This window comes from Streptomyces sp. NPDC045021, assembly GCF_056432645.1.
Genome location: NZ_JBWKIQ010000003.1, coordinates 92,362 through 105,940, shown reverse-complemented (window position 1 = coordinate 105,940; position 13,579 = coordinate 92,362). Strand labels below are relative to the sequence as shown.

Below are 13,579 nucleotides of genomic sequence, written 5' to 3'. Positions count from 1 at the left end.
CGCATAAGCGTACCTGCGGCACGCCCGTCACCCCGGTTCTACGCCACCGCGCCGACCACCTCACCACCGGGCTCCCGTCGCCGGGCGCCGGCTCTCAGCCGCTGAAGCCGGGCAGGGTCTCGGCGATCTTCTGCACGCCGAGCGCCCCCTGACCGGCGTTCAGGCCGCCTTCGGCGTCAGCCGGCCCGCCACCAGGACGCCCAGGAGGGCCACCGCGGCCATGGAGAGGAAGACGGCCACGAAGGCGCCGGGGTCGCCCGCGCCGCCGCCCAGGGTGGTGAAGAGAACTCCGGAGCTGCCGACGAGGACGATGTTGCCGAGGGCGTCGGAGACCTGCAGGGAGGCGGAGTTGCTGCCGGCCTCCTCGGGGCGGGAGAGCTTGAGGAGCAGGACGCTCCCGCTGGAGATGACCAGGCCCATGCCGAAGCCGCCGACGATCCAGGCGGCGGTGACGATCCAGGCGGGCACCGACTGGGCGAGCGCGAGGGCCGGGCCGGCGACGGCGGCGGCCATCAGGAGCATGCCGATCCTGATCAGCCGCTCGCGGTGCGGCTGCAGGCGCGGGCGGCTCTGCACGTACGAACCGAGCGCCCAGGTCAGGCCACCACCGGTGAGCGAGAGCCCGGCCAGGGTGGCCGAATAGCCGCGCTCGGTGACCAGCATCAGCGGGATGAAGCTCTCCGCGCCGATGAACGATCCGGCGGCGACCCCGCGCAGCAGGATCACGGCGGGCAGCCCGCGGGTGGCGCGGAAGGTGCCCCGGGGCAGCAGCCGCAGGACGCCTGGGACCAGGAGCGCGGCGCCCACGGCGGCGGGTACGAGCATGACCGGCGACAGGTCCTGGCCCGCGTACTGCAGCAGGCCCGCGCCCGCCGCCACGGAGAGCGCCAGGACGATGCGGCGGGCGTTCAGGGCCGCGGTCCTGTCCCCCGGGGTCAGCTTGCGCAGCGCCGGCAGCATCACGGCGAGCGGCAGCAGGACCAGCACCGGGATGGCCAGGAAGACCCAGCGCCAGCCCAGATGTTCGGTGACGGCTCCGGCGACCACCGGTCCGACGATCACCGGGAGCACCCAGGCCGCGGAGAACGACGCCATGACCGAGGGCCGCAGCCGCTCCGGGTAGGCCCGGCCGACGATGACGTACAGCGCGACGATCACCAGTCCGCCGCCGAGGCCCTGGACCGCGCGGCCGGCGATGAACGTCCACATGTTCTGCGCGGAGCCGGAGATGAGCAGTCCGGCCGCGAAGGCGGCGATGCCGGTGAAGAGCGGGGCGAGCGGGCCCTTGCGGTCGCACCACTCGCCGGACACCACCATCGACAGCAGGCTGGCGGTGAAGTAGCCGGAGAACGCGAACGCGTAGAGGGAGAGCCCGTCGAGGGCGCGGCCGGCGACCGGCATCGCGGTGTTCACCGCGCTCGCCTCGAAGGCGATGAGCAGCACCACGGAGACGATGCCGAGGGTGAGCGCGCGGTAGCGCCGCCCGAGGACGCCGTCGGTGTCCGGGATGTCCGGAATCCCGGTCCGCTCCGGCGGGGCGGCCGGCTCGCTGCTCTGGGCTTCTACGGTGGTCACCGAGCAAGAGTAAGGGGCGCAGACGCATTTCACCCCCTGCCTGCGGACGGGTTGTCGCTCCGCCGATGGTCCTAGGCCGGGCCACCGTTCCGGCCCCCCGCCCCGGTTCGTGAACGGCGTATGTCGCCGTATGGCGGTCCTGTTGCGGGGCCGCCGGGACCGTTGACCGCCCCCGGGGGCGGCGCCCTATCGTCGGTGATGTCACCAACACGGCCGTATGCCCGAGTGGTTTAGGGACTCGCCTGCAAAGCGAGGCACGTGGGTTCGATTCCCGCTACGGCCTCCGTGGCCTGACCAGGCAAAACGAAAGGGCGGCACCCCGTCGGGGTGCCGCCCTTTCGGTCGTCCGTCTCAGTTCCCGTCTCAGTTGCTGGTGCGTAAGTAGGACGGGAATCAAGCAGAGGCTGGGTAGGAGCCGCTCAGGTGTCCAGGTGCTCCCTGGGCAGGTGATTGCAGGTCCTCCGTGGCGGTCCGGAGCCGAAATCCGGGCCAGTCAAATCGTGGTAGTCACGCCTGCATCTTTCACCGCCGCTCCCTTCATAGTCCCGGCAGCCGCACCTGTGGTTCGCGGGTGGAGGCTCCAAGTGCGCTCCGCACGGCCTGCCGAACCAGTCGCTCTCCTCGGGCAGCAGCTCCACCCCTGCCTTCCGCACGATCGCCCCGGCCTCGCGCTGCGCGTCGATGACCAGCGAGGCGGCTTCCGCCACCGCCTTCGCCTGCTCTTCCGTCCGCTGTTTCAGCTTCGAGTCGTCGGACATCCTCGTCCTCCTCTGATTGGTCGAGGCAGCCGTAGTAACAGAAGCTGGTTGGCGGACACGGCAGGGCTCGCACGAGCTGCACCGTATGCCCGCTCTCCTTGCACCGGTCGGAGCAGTGCCTGCCCGCCGCCTTCTCCGTCTCAGTTGCACGGTAGGAGCACTCCGGCCGCCCCGTCGTCGTCATCATCTGGCCGGTCCGTCTTGACCTTCCAGATCAGCCCGTCAACCTGCCGCGCGACATCGGTCCGCACAGCGTCCACCATGTGCTGATACCGCGCGGCCATAGCGGTGGTCGACCACCCCATGAGGCCCATGACGGCCCGTTCGGGGACACCGAGGATCAGCAGGACTGTCGCGGCCGTGTGGCGCGCATCGTGCAAACGCCCGTCTCGGACTTTCGCATCTGCCAGAAGGGCCTTCCACTCCTCCCAATCCCGGCGGTGGGACGGGCTACGGCCGTGCTCATCCGGGAACACCAAGCCGTTCTCCTCCCAGCGCTTCCCGGCCGCCTTCCGCTCCGATTCCTGCGCCTTGAGGTGTGCTTGGAGTAGGACAACAAGCTGTTCGGGGAGTCCGACCGCGCGGCGGCCGGCGCGCGACTTGGTGGTGGACAACTCCGGGTTGGTTCGTCGCCGCTGCGGGCAGTACCCGGCAGCCTTGCGCCCGCAGTGCTCCGCGCACCCATGGGCGTACTGCGGCCGGTGGCGACTACGACGGACAACGAGGAACGCACCCTCAAGGTCCAGGTCCTCCCACTGCAGTCCCAACACCTCGCCTTGACGCAGTCCGAGGGCGAGGGCGACGGCCCACCGTGCGGAGTTGCGATGCTGGTCAGCGGCCTTGAGCAACCGCTGTACCTCTTGAACGTTGTAGGGCTCCACCTCGTACTCCCCCGTTTTCGGTGCTTTGGCCCACTGAACGGGGTTCTTGCCGAGATGTCCGCGTCGTACGGCCTCGTTGAGGGCAGTGCGGAAGGTTCGGTGCACCTGGTGAGCGGTCGCGGACTTACTGCCAGCGGCCTGCATCTTGGCGTAGAACGACTCGATGTCCTCGGGCTTGAGCCTGTCGAGACGGTGACCACCCAAGCCGGGGATGAGGTGCTTCCGCACGGCTACGCCATACCCGACCATCGTGTTGTCGTTAACGGCGAGAGGCGCGACATTCTCAATCCAGTGAGTCAGCCATGTCTTGACCGTCCACGCCTTGCCGGGCTTCCTCACAGTCTTGGCGTCGCGCTGCTTCTCCACCTCGCGTACGGCGGTCGTCACTTCAGCACGCGTCTTGCGTTCGACGTGACGGCGGTCCGGGGTGCCGTCGTCGCGAATACCGACAGTGACGCGGCCGTGCCACTTACCGTCTTTGCCAAGGTAGATCGAGCTGCGCCCGTTGGGCTGTCGCGTGCGCTTCTGTTCCTCTGCCACAGGCAGACTCCTGATTCTAAGTGTCGGGATGGAGACCGGGGCGGCGGGCTGTCCTGTCCGGGAGTGCCGCCGCCCCGGGCGTCGTCAAGCGGCTTGGTGGACGGTGCGGAGACGGGTGACGTACGCGGCCGGCGCGTCGGCGGGGACGCGGCGGAGGCCGCCGACCATGACGGACTCCAGTACGCCGGCGCGGATAAGGGCGAAGCATGTGGTCCGGCCGATGCGGAGGCGTCGGGCGGCTTCCTCGACCGTGAGCAGGACGAGGGTCGGGTCGTACGTGACGTTGGGGGCGGGGTTCACGTGGCTCCTCGGGACAGCTCTGGGTACCGGGGGGCGCCACAGAAACCACGAAATACACAGAAAGACCGGCTCAGCCGTTTGACCTGCGGGAACATGAGCTGCGGGGCGACGCGGCGGGCTCCCACAGAAATCGTCGGAAGTCCTACAGAAATAAGGACGGCTATTTCTGTGGGACTTCCAGGGGTTTCTGTGGGAGCCGCCGGAGGCGCCCGTACGGGGGTTCCGTCGCAGGTCAGAGCGATGGTGCGGTATTTCTGTGTATTCCGTGGTTTCTGTGGAGGGATTCAGCCGCTCAGGCGGCGGGGTCGTGCACTCGCGGGTGCACGAGGTAGCGCGGGGAGGGCGGTCGGCCGCGACCGCCGGTCCTGGCGACGGGGAGGCTCCGCACCCACCCGTGGTCCTCCAGCAGACCGAGAACGGGTTCGAGGTCCGCGACGGTGGTGAACTCGGAGCGGGAGAGCTTCACCAGGAGATCCCGCTTGCTGATCTCGCCGACTTCAGCCGTCTTCAGGACGTCCAGGAGGGTGCGGGCCCTGGCCACGGTGGGATCCGCGCCCATCCGGTCGAATACCGCCAGCGCGTGCGTTGCGAAGTACTGGCCTACCTCGATCGCGGCTTCCATGGTCGCGACGGTGATCGGGGTGGTGTGCGCGTTGTCCGGGTGCTCGGCTAGGTGCAGCAGACCGGCGATGCGGGCCACGGCTCCGACCAGCTTTCCCGCCCAGTCACTGATGTGCCCGAACGCCCCTCCCCGCGCCGCCAACTTCGGCTCTACAAGGTCTTGGAAGGCCAGAAGCGCCGCGTCCGCGTCGGGGGTGGTCTGAAGTACCGCCGGGTCCGTCCAGTCCGCCAGGGAGAGCGTCAGGGCGATGACGCGGCGGGTGTAGGTCGCCCGCACGTCCGCCGGGATGGGTGCGGGGTTGGAGAGGCGTTGGCCGACCAGGGATTCCGGCAGGGAGTACAGGAACCGCCCCAGTAGGCCGCGCCCCCTGCCGCCCTTGATGCGTCCGATGTCGTCCAGTACCTGTGGCTGGACGCACAGGCCCATGGTCAGTGCGGGGTGGTCGATGTACTCGCGGCGGGTCTGTCGATCCACGCGCAGCCGGTCCCCCGCGTGACCTTTGAGGAACGGCCCCATGTTGGGGGCACCGCCCGTGTAGCGACCGGCGATGATGTCGAAGATCTCGCCCTCCGCCGACATGACGGAGATGCGTCCTTCCTGCTCTGCCATGCGGGTAATCACGGTCTCAGCAGTCGCATCGTCGGCGAGCAACTGCGGCAGCACCGGGACTTTGAGAGTGTCTGCGCTCTGTGCCATCGCCACGGCGGTCGCCACCAGCTCATCGCGCGACCCGTCACCCCGGGCGAGAACGGCCGCTTCCTTGGCCGCTTCCCTCGCCAGTTCCACGGTCAACTGCGCTTCCGCGATGAGCGGCTTCGTCGCGGCCTGGAGCTGCTTCTCCGCTTCGTAGAGCGGGTCGGAGAGCAGGTCGAACACGGCGGACTTGCGGTTGGCCGGTGGGAGAGCCACGACCACGAACAGATTCGTGGGTTCCCGCCAGTTCCCCCGCACGTTCACTACCGCCCGCCCGCCGGCAGCCGTGGCCAGTACCGCCAGGGCGACGCATCCGGCGAGGTCGATCGGGGTTTGGGTCTCCTCGGCAACGGCTTCAGTGAACTCCCGCAGCCATCCGGGCAGGGCGTGAGCGGGGAAGGCGCGAAGCTGATGGTGACCGGTTAGGGGTACGGGGTTGTCCCAGACCTGCGGGGCGGGTTCGTCCGGGTCGGAAAGAGGCGCGTCCCACAGGTCCGGCAGGGATTCGCTCGGGGTGCTCATGCGGCCTGCCTCCCTTCGGCAGCGTTACGGAGCGGGCATTGGGTGCGGTGCGCGATGTGCTGTTCGACCACCAGCAGGACGCTGCGGCGGTCGCGGGCGCGGCGCTCAAATCCGCATTGGCACCACGCATGGGCGGACACGGGAGCCCTCCAGTACTCCGGGGCCACGATGTGGATCCACGCGACCACCCACGCGGGTCCGGGGGTCGAACCGTGCGGCTCAGAGCTGACAGGCATGGAAGGACGGCCTGCGGCCGGCGTCTTTCGAGGAACGACCGCCCGCCCGGAGGTGGCCTTGGTCGGAGTCGCGTCTGATGGTCCGATCAGGGTGAGCTGTCGGCCGGTGGGTGCTGCGGATTCGGGGTGGTCGTTCATGCTGCCCTCCCCGCGTAGCCGTTGGCGACGGCCCGTCGGGCGTATGTCTCGGGGACACCTACGGCGACGGCTGCGGCAACGAGCTGCCGTTCGAGTACGTCCATGCCGCACGGCCCCGTGCACTGTGCGTGCTGCGCTGCCAGGAATCGGGCTACACCGAACGCCTGCGACGCGGCGCCGGATTCGGTGTGGCTGCGGATCAGGGCCAGGCCGCGATCCAGACCGGTGCGCACGTACTTCTCGGTATGGCGGCATCCGGTTGCTACCGCCCTGTTCCAGTCGGCCCGGTCACGGTGAGAAGAGACCACCGGCCCCGGGGCGGGGGTGGTCTCTTCTGATGCGACCAGCGCGCGGACAGAGGTCGGCAGAGTGACCATGAAGCCGTGCCCGGCGCCGCGCCAGCGTGCGTAGGACATGCGGGATTTGATGTCGACACCGGGGCGGACCGTGTTCGCGGACCGGAGGGCGCCCAGGTAGATCCAGTGCTCCCCGCGCGTTGTCGGGACTGTGCGAGTGACCGGCAGCGTCTCCCGCGCCCAGGTGACGGCCTGCACGTTGTCCAGGTCGACGACGGTGAGCCCGGCTCCGCCCGGGTGGTAGGCGACGGCTCCGGCGTGACGCCATGCCCTGGCCCATTCGGCAGACGCGATGACCTGAGGGGTGGTGGTGGCGGCAGCCCATGCGTGGCAGACCGCCGGGCACCGGCAAAGGCCCGGGGCTTTCATGTTGGGCCGTCCTCCGCAGGCGTTGCCGGAGCAGGTCCGGCAGTTCCCGAACGGCACCTTTCCTTGCCGTAAGGGCAGCACCGGCACGCCTTTCGCTGCCAGTTCCAGGGCGGTGGCCAGGAGTTCGTTCATGCCGCCACAGCCCCGGATGTCGCGGTGAGGAACCGCTCCCCGAGCCATTGGCCGTAGGCGGGCGGGATGGCTTCGGCGATCTCCTTGCGGATGTCCGTCCAGTGGATGCCCATGGCGTGCTGCCACTGCGGGACGGTGCCTTTGCCGCCGCCTTCGCCGTAGACCGCGAAGTACGGGCCCTGGTACCAAACGCCGTGCCGCATCCCGGCCACTCGACCGCGATGCGGGACGTGCTGCGGCTTGGGGGTGCTCCAACCGCCCAGTTCGAGGTTCCGGTGCCGCTGCACTGCGAGGCCGAACATCTCGCCGCACAGCGTGACGTCGATCCGCATGCGCTTGGAAGCCCGTCCTGGCGGCTGCTCGATCGCATACGGGCGGCCGGTGGATTCCAGGGCTTCCCTCGTGGGGGTCAGGAGGTCCGGGTAGTCGAAGCCGCGGGCGGCGTTGGTGCCGGCAGTCAGGGTGCAGTCGAACTGGCACGGGGGACCTGCGTGAATGAAGTCGAAGCGGTGGCCGTGCTCGCGGATGAAGGCGATGGCGTCGCCCTGGTAGAAGGCGTCACCGATGTAGCGGGGCTGCGGGTTGATGTCGACGCCGGTCACGTGGAAGCCGGCCCGCTGGTAGCCGAGAGTGTCACCACCGACGCCGCAGAATGCCGCCAAGAGGCGCGGCGCGCGGGATCGCCGAAGGAACGCGTGGTGGGTCATGCTGGAGGTCTCCTGTTCCTTGGAACGGGGGGAAGAGCCGGGGCGGACGATTTCTTTGGCGAGAGGCGTCCGCCCCGGGCACAGTCAGGTGGCGCGCAGGCCGTTGGAGTACGCGGCGTACTGGTCACGGACGTAGCAGCGGGCAGCGATCCCCAGCAGAGTCAGCGGCGGTTCCGCTGCGGTCTCCACCGGGCCGTAGTCCTGGCGCATCAGCTCTATGGCTGCGTCGCCCGCGACGTCGGCCGCGTCGGTGTCGTCCGGGGTCTTGAGGGCGATGCGGTCCAGCAGCGCGGCTTTGCGGAGCTGCAGCTCCCGCATCCGCTCCGGGGTCGATGCGACGCGAAGTGCCGCGACGAGGTGCAGGACAAGGTTGATTTCGCGGATGATCGGCGGGGCGTCGGTGTACGCGGCGGGTATGGGCATGCGGGTCACCAGGTCCTTTCGGGGTCGGTGTCTGCGGCGGTCAGTTCGGGCAGCCCGGACATGGCTAGGGCGGCGGGGTCGAATCCGGGCAGGGCTGCGCGGGCGGTGAGGGCTGCGGCGAGCGCGGTGGCGTAGGCGCCCCCGGCTTGTGCGCTTTCGACCTGCGCGCGGGCCCGAATGACTTCCACGGTCTCTACGTGCCGGTGGTCCTCGTGGCGTTCCACGGTGCGCCGGTCGTACGCGACGCTTTCGCGGCGGTCGGTGCGCCAGTAGCGGGCGGCCAGCGTGTAGGCAAGGACGGTGGCAATGGCCCACAGCAGGAGCGGTAGCGGCAGGTCGTCCGCGTAGGCGGCGACACCGGCGAACGCGAGTGTTCCGGCGGCGGTGAACGCCATGCCGGTCACGGTGCCGTCGGCGTTGCGGCCGGTTGCCGACGCGCCTCCGGCCATGGCGGCTCCGGTGGCGAGGACGCCGATGAGCCACGCGTCTCCGACGGAGTGTTCGGCGCCGTTGGCGTTCCACAGGCGCGCCAGGATCAGCACGGTGGACGTCGCCAGGACGGGGGCCACTTTGGGCAGGGCCGCGATGAGCTGATGGCGCATGGTGGGCGGGGGTGGGGTGGTCTCGTACATGGGTTCTCCGTTCCGGTGCTCAGGGGCGCATGTCGCCGATGGTGTGGGCGGCTCCGGTGAGTGCGTGGTTGATCGGGCCTGCCGCGCCGGTAGAAGCAAGCAGGAAGCCGAACATCACGGCGACGAAGCAGACGCCTCCCTTGATGGAGCCGACCTTGAGCAGGAAGGCGAGCAGGGCGCCGAACAGCAGGACGAGGGAGACGGTCACAGCCACGGGCGGGACTCCGTTCGGGTGCTGGCGGTCGGGGTGGGTCGGGTGCCGCGTTCGTGGGTGCGGCGCCACAGGTTCCACAGGTGCCGGCCGCGTCGTATGCGGGCGCCGATGGCCTTGCAGCGGCGGCAGTCTTTGCCGCGCTTGGCCCGGCCCTTGCGGTCGGTTTTGGTCGCGAAGCCGAAGCCCCGGCACTTGCGGCAGGACGCGAACGGCTGCGCGGCACACAGTCCGGCGTAGCAGAGCGTGAACAGTAGGAGGAGGAAGCTAGCGAGCGCGGGCAGGGGCACGATGGGCCTCCAGGGCCGGTTTTTGGGGTTTGCGCAGGTGGGTCGCTAGCCGCTAGCGACCTGATCAGGGGTTGGTTGGGTCGCTAGCGAGGTCGCTAGCGCTAGCGACGTGTGGTGCTAGCGCTAGCGACCTCGGGGACCTATGCGGCGGGGCGTTTCCGGTTGCGCTCGGTGATGGCGGAGGTGATGTGTTCGCGGACGATGCCGCGTCGGGTGACGGGCTTGCCGTCGATGCGGCGGCCGATCTGCTCGGTGCCGATGCCGTACGGCTTGAGCGCGTTGTTGAGCTGGTCTGCCTTGGCGCGGCCTTCCAGCGCGGCCCACATGCCGTACCGCTCGGGGTTCAGGTCCGCGAGCGCGTCCACCACGATCTCGGACCACTCCTTGGCCTGCGAGCGGGGCACCACGGCGGCGATGTCGTCCAGCAGCGTGTCCGCCGCCGCGTCGTTGCCGGCGCTCTGGCCGATGGCGTCGCCGGACAGGGTGCCTTCGGACTCGCGCAGGGCTGCGGCGCGGGTGAGGATGCTCTCCGCGTCGCGGCCGTTGGCGAGGTAGGTGCGCACGATCCCCGACTCGTCGGACATGCCCTTGAGCAGCCCAACGCCCTTGTGGGAGCGCAGCAGCCGCGACGCGTCCAGTCCCTCGGTGTAGGAGCCGGCGCCCAGGATGACGTCCGAGACCTGCCAGGAGCCGACCATCAGCGCGAAGCGGGCCTGGTGCTGGTCGCGCAGGACCGACGGGCACGCCTTGTCGTCCGGCTTCTGCGTGGAGTTCATGACGGACACACCGACCGCCGGGGCGACGCGGGCGAGGTAGACCAGCAGGTCAAGGATGGTCTTGCCGTGTTCGGGGTGCTGCAAGTACTCCTGCACCTCGTCGATGACGACCATCGTGAGCGGCATGTTCATGGCCTTGTTCCGCGACAGTTCCGGGGTGAGCTTGCCCTCCGGGCACAGGTGCAACGGCAGCTCGGACAGCCGGTGGTAGCGGTCCTCCACATCGGCCTTCAGCTCGGTGAGCGCGTTGATCAGGTGCAGCACGGGGTCGATGCCGTTCTTCGGCACGATCCCGAACCCGATGCGGTGCGCGACCTTCGCGAAGTTGCGCCAGTCCGGCGACGCCTTCCCGTCGAACACGATCAGGCGCACGTACGGATCCAGCGCCGCCGCCAGCGCGATGGTCCGTGCGGAGAACGTCTTGCCCTGCCGGGGCACCGCCCCGACCAGGAGCGACAGCCACAGCATCGTGACCGCCACCTCGTTGCCGCGCTCATCGCGGCCCCAGGGGAACGGCTTCCAGAAGTCCACCCGTTCCGCCGTGATCAGCGGGGAGGGGCCAGCGGGAACGGCCAGCGGGTCTTGGTTCGCCACCCACATCGACACCCGCCGCGCGCTGGTCACGTCCTTGTCCAAGAACACCTGCGTAGGCGCCACGTCGATACCCGATGCCAGCGACTCATGGGCCTTGAGCGCTTGCACGAAGGTCTTGCCGTACGGGAGGTCGACGGTCACGCGGTACCCGTCGCCATCGGGCACGATCGGACGCGGGAACGCGACCCCCTGATCGGGCTTGGTCAGCCCGGCCGCGATGAACGCCCGCGACACGATGTCGCTGGTCAGCTTGCGGTTACGGAACTTGACCCGGGCCGACTCGATCAGTGGCCGGTCAGCGGGAATGCCCGCCCAACCGAACGTCGCGGTCACGATGACCACCGCCAGCGCGAGCAGCCACGTGGGAGCGAGCACCCACATCGCCAGCGTCGCACCGAGGCCGACCAGGCTCGCCAGCGAAGCGAGGATGCCGCGCAGTTTCACCCGTCCGTCCCGGATGCGGGCCAGACGCAGGTACTCCGCCGCGTCCTCGGCCCGCACCGCCGCCAGGCGGACCGGGCGGGATTCGGCGTCGGAGACCCAGCGGGCGGCAGCTCCCATCCAGCGGGCCAGTCCGTACGGGGCGTAGGCGGTGAGCTTGGCCCAGTACAGCGGGATCCGTACCGCGTGGAAGCCGGTCACGGCCGCGTAGTGGCGCACCGCCCAACGGGCGACCTGCTTGCGCTGCTCCGGCGACTTCAGCCACGCGGGGATGACGCTGTGGCGGGCCTTGTCCTTGGCCCGCATCGTCTCCGCGAGCGCGGTCGGGTACTTCACCTGCGGCCGGTCAACGGCCTCGCCCTCGATCAGACCCTCGGCTTCGGGGTCCTCGTCGGGGAGGTCGATCTCCTGCTCACCGGTCGCGGGCTCATCGGGCGCCGCGTCCGGGACGGTCTTGCCGCGCTTGGACAGGAACGGCAGCACTGAACCTTCGGTACCGCCGGCCGCGTCGGTGTCGCGGCTGTCCGGGTCGTCGTCGTTGGGGTGGTTGGTCAGCGGGTTTTCAGACACGGTGGGTCTGCTCCTTGAGTGGGGAGGTTCAGGCAACGCGCTGTTCTTCGGGGTAGGCGCAGGTCACGCACATGCCGAGCGAGGATGCGATGACGTATCCGGCGTCCTTGTGGCAGCGCGGACACACGCGCCGGGCCGCGTTCGCCAGGGCGAGTGACGCCCACTTGGCCGGAGTCATCGGCCGGACCGGCACGGCCCTCTCGATCCGGTATAGGTACGCGACACGGACGCGGCGGCCGTAGCGGCGGGAGTGCCACATCACCTGTGCGGCGATGTCCTGCCCGCCCGGCCGCAGCCCATCGGCCCGTAACTGCCGGCGGGTCGCCAGACCATCGGGGGCGAGACGGAACGGGAAGGTAGGGATCCCGAACCGCACCCCGTCCGGGTCGTAGAAGCGCATCAGGCCGCGTCCGTGAGACCGCGCTCAGCCTTCAACGCGTCGCGGACCACACGGGCCTTGGCCGGTGCCGTTCGCAGTTCCTTGCGGATCGCTTCAGCGGTCAGAGCGTCGTCCGACCAAGCCGCGGTAACCTCCCGACCCTCGGTGAGGAGCTGCTCAGGGGTGCGGATCGGTCGGGGGTTGCGGGCCGCTACGGGCACTCGACCGGTCGCCCGACGCGGCGCCTGTACAGCCGCCGCAGCCACCTGCCCGATCGGGTCGGCGGGCGGGTGCGGGTCTGCCGATTCCAGCGCCGGACGGACCGGGGATTCCGGGACTGCGGGCGGGGTCGACTCTTGCAGGTCAGACACCGACTGATTCGTCAGCATCATCAATGATTCATCCTGGTTTGCGGGTTGGTGGTGCAACACCTTCGCAACCAGGTCGGAGCCGAAGAAAATCGACCCGACCGGCAGCGAGGTGGCCAGCAGCACCAGCGCCCAGTTTGCGGGCGCCCACTCGGCGAGGACCATGCGCGTTCCGCCGGTGTGGAGCGCGGGGACCAGGCCGTGTACGTAGTTCAGGACCAGCGACGCGGCCGTGTATCCGGCCAGCACCCATCGGGCGGTCGCCCGGTCCTGGCCGGTCAGCACCAGCGTGGCAACGAGCGCCAACGCCATCAGCCCATCGACGACGAACGGATACAGCAGCGAGGCCGTACCGTCCGCCCCGACCGTGGCCGCGACGTCACGTTGGGCGTTCCAGGAGACCCGGAACGCCATCCCCACCACGCCGACGAGGGCGAGGACCAGCAGGGTTTTCGGGAGCCGCTTCATGCCCCCACTCCCGCCGGGTTCTGCCGGCCGAGGTTCGCCAGGCGCCGGCGCTCAGCGAGCAGTTTGCGCTCCGCCCGCCGGATCCGCCGTACGTCCACCTCGGACGCGGGGCGACCGAGCGTCATGATCTGTGCGTCCAGCAACTCGACTTCCGCCAGGATCACGGGCATCTCAACCTCGATGCCCGCCAGCTCAGCGTCCGTCGGCTCGCGCTCAACGTCTGCGGCGGTAACAACCGCCTGAACAGTGCCGATGTACCTCATGGGTCGTGTTCCTCTCAGGATGGACGGCCCAAAAAGGCGGCTCCGGTGTTCGAGCACCGGGGCCGCGCGCCGTTGTGTGGGTGGAGAGCCCCGGACGGGATTCGATCCCGCGCCCTCACGGCGAGATGCCGGGGCGGTGAAGCGGTGATGGCGGATCTCCCTGCGCATGGGGTCGTTCGTCTCGGAGAGATCCGATATCCCGAGGGTCAGCACGACGAAGGTTGAGCCATGCGGTTCTTTAGAGCCGATGGCGTGTCCCCCTACGGGGTGTTGGGCCCGGTTGTGACGGGGGCCCGTTCTCGATCGGCTGGTCTCCACTCGCCTCGACCGGAGTC

General features: G+C 69.4%; 15 protein-coding genes and 1 tRNA gene. 1 reads left to right on the top strand and 15 read right to left on the bottom strand.

Annotated elements, in window-relative coordinates; genetic code table 11:
* Positions 1-159: 159 nt before the first annotated feature.
* A complete protein-coding gene (locus tag AC07DC_RS11785; protein ID WP_478914227.1) occupies positions 160-1,575 on the bottom strand; it encodes an MFS transporter in 1,416 nt (471 codons plus the stop codon).
* Positions 1,576-1,786: 211 nt separating this feature from the next.
* Between AC07DC_RS11785 and AC07DC_RS11780 the strand changes: the two genes are divergently transcribed.
* Positions 1,787-1,858 (top strand) — tRNA-Cys (locus AC07DC_RS11780).
* Positions 1,859-1,994: 136 nt separating this feature from the next.
* Here the strand turns inward: AC07DC_RS11780 and AC07DC_RS11775 are convergent.
* The 14 genes from AC07DC_RS11775 to AC07DC_RS11710 form a co-directional block, all read right to left on the bottom strand.
* Entirely contained in the window at positions 1,995-2,333 is a 339-nt protein-coding gene (locus AC07DC_RS11775; protein WP_478914226.1) for a DUF6422 family protein, read from the bottom strand.
* Positions 2,334-2,473: 140 nt separating this feature from the next.
* On the bottom strand, positions 2,474-3,754 hold the full coding sequence (locus AC07DC_RS11770) for a tyrosine-type recombinase/integrase (protein ID WP_478914225.1): 1,281 nt from the start codon (positions 3,752-3,754) through the stop codon (positions 2,474-2,476).
* Positions 3,755-3,838: 84 nt separating this feature from the next.
* Complete coding sequence (locus AC07DC_RS11765; protein WP_478914224.1) at positions 3,839-4,054, bottom strand: excisionase family DNA-binding protein; 216 nt, start codon at positions 4,052-4,054, stop codon at positions 3,839-3,841.
* A gap of 292 nt (positions 4,055-4,346) precedes the next feature.
* Positions 4,347-5,891: a YfjI family protein gene (locus tag AC07DC_RS11760; RefSeq protein ID WP_478914223.1), complete on the bottom strand. Its 1,545-nt coding sequence runs from the start codon at positions 5,889-5,891 to the stop codon at positions 4,347-4,349.
* Positions 5,892-6,261: 370 nt separating this feature from the next.
* Positions 6,262-7,122, bottom strand: coding sequence for a bifunctional DNA primase/polymerase (locus AC07DC_RS11755; RefSeq protein ID WP_478914222.1), 861 nt, complete (start codon positions 7,120-7,122; stop codon positions 6,262-6,264).
* Complete coding sequence (locus tag AC07DC_RS11750) at positions 7,119-7,829, bottom strand: DNA methylase (protein WP_478914221.1); 711 nt, start codon at positions 7,827-7,829, stop codon at positions 7,119-7,121. Before AC07DC_RS11750 ends, AC07DC_RS11755 begins: the two co-directional genes overlap by 4 nt.
* A gap of 84 nt (positions 7,830-7,913) precedes the next feature.
* Entirely contained in the window at positions 7,914-8,252 is a 339-nt protein-coding gene (locus AC07DC_RS11745) for a hypothetical protein (RefSeq protein ID WP_478914220.1), read from the bottom strand.
* Positions 8,253-8,257: 5 nt separating this feature from the next.
* On the bottom strand, positions 8,258-8,884 hold the full coding sequence (locus AC07DC_RS11740) for a hypothetical protein (RefSeq protein ID WP_478914219.1): 627 nt from the start codon (positions 8,882-8,884) through the stop codon (positions 8,258-8,260).
* A gap of 19 nt (positions 8,885-8,903) precedes the next feature.
* On the bottom strand, positions 8,904-9,098 hold the full coding sequence (locus tag AC07DC_RS11735) for a hypothetical protein (protein WP_478914218.1): 195 nt from the start codon (positions 9,096-9,098) through the stop codon (positions 8,904-8,906).
* A complete protein-coding gene (locus AC07DC_RS11730) occupies positions 9,089-9,385 on the bottom strand; it encodes a hypothetical protein (RefSeq protein WP_478914217.1) in 297 nt (98 codons plus the stop codon). The genes AC07DC_RS11735 and AC07DC_RS11730 overlap by 10 nt, the downstream gene beginning before the upstream one ends.
* A 140-nt stretch (positions 9,386-9,525) precedes the next feature.
* The gene (locus tag AC07DC_RS11725; RefSeq protein WP_478914216.1) at positions 9,526-11,766 is read right to left on the bottom strand and encodes a cell division protein FtsK; all 2,241 of its coding nucleotides are present in this window, start codon (positions 11,764-11,766) and stop codon (positions 9,526-9,528) included.
* Positions 11,767-11,794: 28 nt separating this feature from the next.
* Complete coding sequence (locus AC07DC_RS11720) at positions 11,795-12,166, bottom strand: RRQRL motif-containing zinc-binding protein (RefSeq protein ID WP_478914215.1); 372 nt, start codon at positions 12,164-12,166, stop codon at positions 11,795-11,797.
* Positions 12,166-12,981 carry a DUF2637 domain-containing protein gene (locus AC07DC_RS11715; RefSeq protein ID WP_478914214.1) on the bottom strand — a complete coding sequence of 272 codons (816 nt, stop codon included), beginning with the start codon at positions 12,979-12,981 and terminating at the stop codon, positions 12,166-12,168. The genes AC07DC_RS11720 and AC07DC_RS11715 overlap by 1 nt, the downstream gene beginning before the upstream one ends.
* A complete protein-coding gene (locus AC07DC_RS11710) occupies positions 12,978-13,244 on the bottom strand; it encodes a DUF6284 family protein (RefSeq protein WP_478914213.1) in 267 nt (88 codons plus the stop codon). Before AC07DC_RS11710 ends, AC07DC_RS11715 begins: the two co-directional genes overlap by 4 nt.
* Between the last annotated feature and the right edge of the window lie 335 nt (positions 13,245-13,579).

Coding starts and splice junctions, on each gene's coding strand:
- AC07DC_RS11755 (WP_478914222.1), bottom strand. CDS start 7,122: ATGAACGAACTCCTGGCCACCGCCCTGGAACTGGCAGCGAAAGGCGTG.
- AC07DC_RS11740 (WP_478914219.1), bottom strand. CDS start 8,884: ATGTACGAGACCACCCCACCCCCGCCCACCATGCGCCATCAGCTCATC.
- AC07DC_RS11745 (WP_478914220.1), bottom strand. CDS start 8,252: ATGCCCATACCCGCCGCGTACACCGACGCCCCGCCGATCATCCGCGAA.
- AC07DC_RS11710 (WP_478914213.1), bottom strand. CDS start 13,244: ATGAGGTACATCGGCACTGTTCAGGCGGTTGTTACCGCCGCAGACGTT.
- AC07DC_RS11775 (WP_478914226.1), bottom strand. CDS start 2,333: ATGTCCGACGACTCGAAGCTGAAACAGCGGACGGAAGAGCAGGCGAAG.
- AC07DC_RS11760 (WP_478914223.1), bottom strand. CDS start 5,891: ATGAGCACCCCGAGCGAATCCCTGCCGGACCTGTGGGACGCGCCTCTT.
- AC07DC_RS11750 (WP_478914221.1), bottom strand. CDS start 7,829: ATGACCCACCACGCGTTCCTTCGGCGATCCCGCGCGCCGCGCCTCTTG.
- AC07DC_RS11715 (WP_478914214.1), bottom strand. CDS start 12,981: ATGAAGCGGCTCCCGAAAACCCTGCTGGTCCTCGCCCTCGTCGGCGTG.
- AC07DC_RS11720 (WP_478914215.1), bottom strand. CDS start 12,166: ATGCGCTTCTACGACCCGGACGGGGTGCGGTTCGGGATCCCTACCTTC.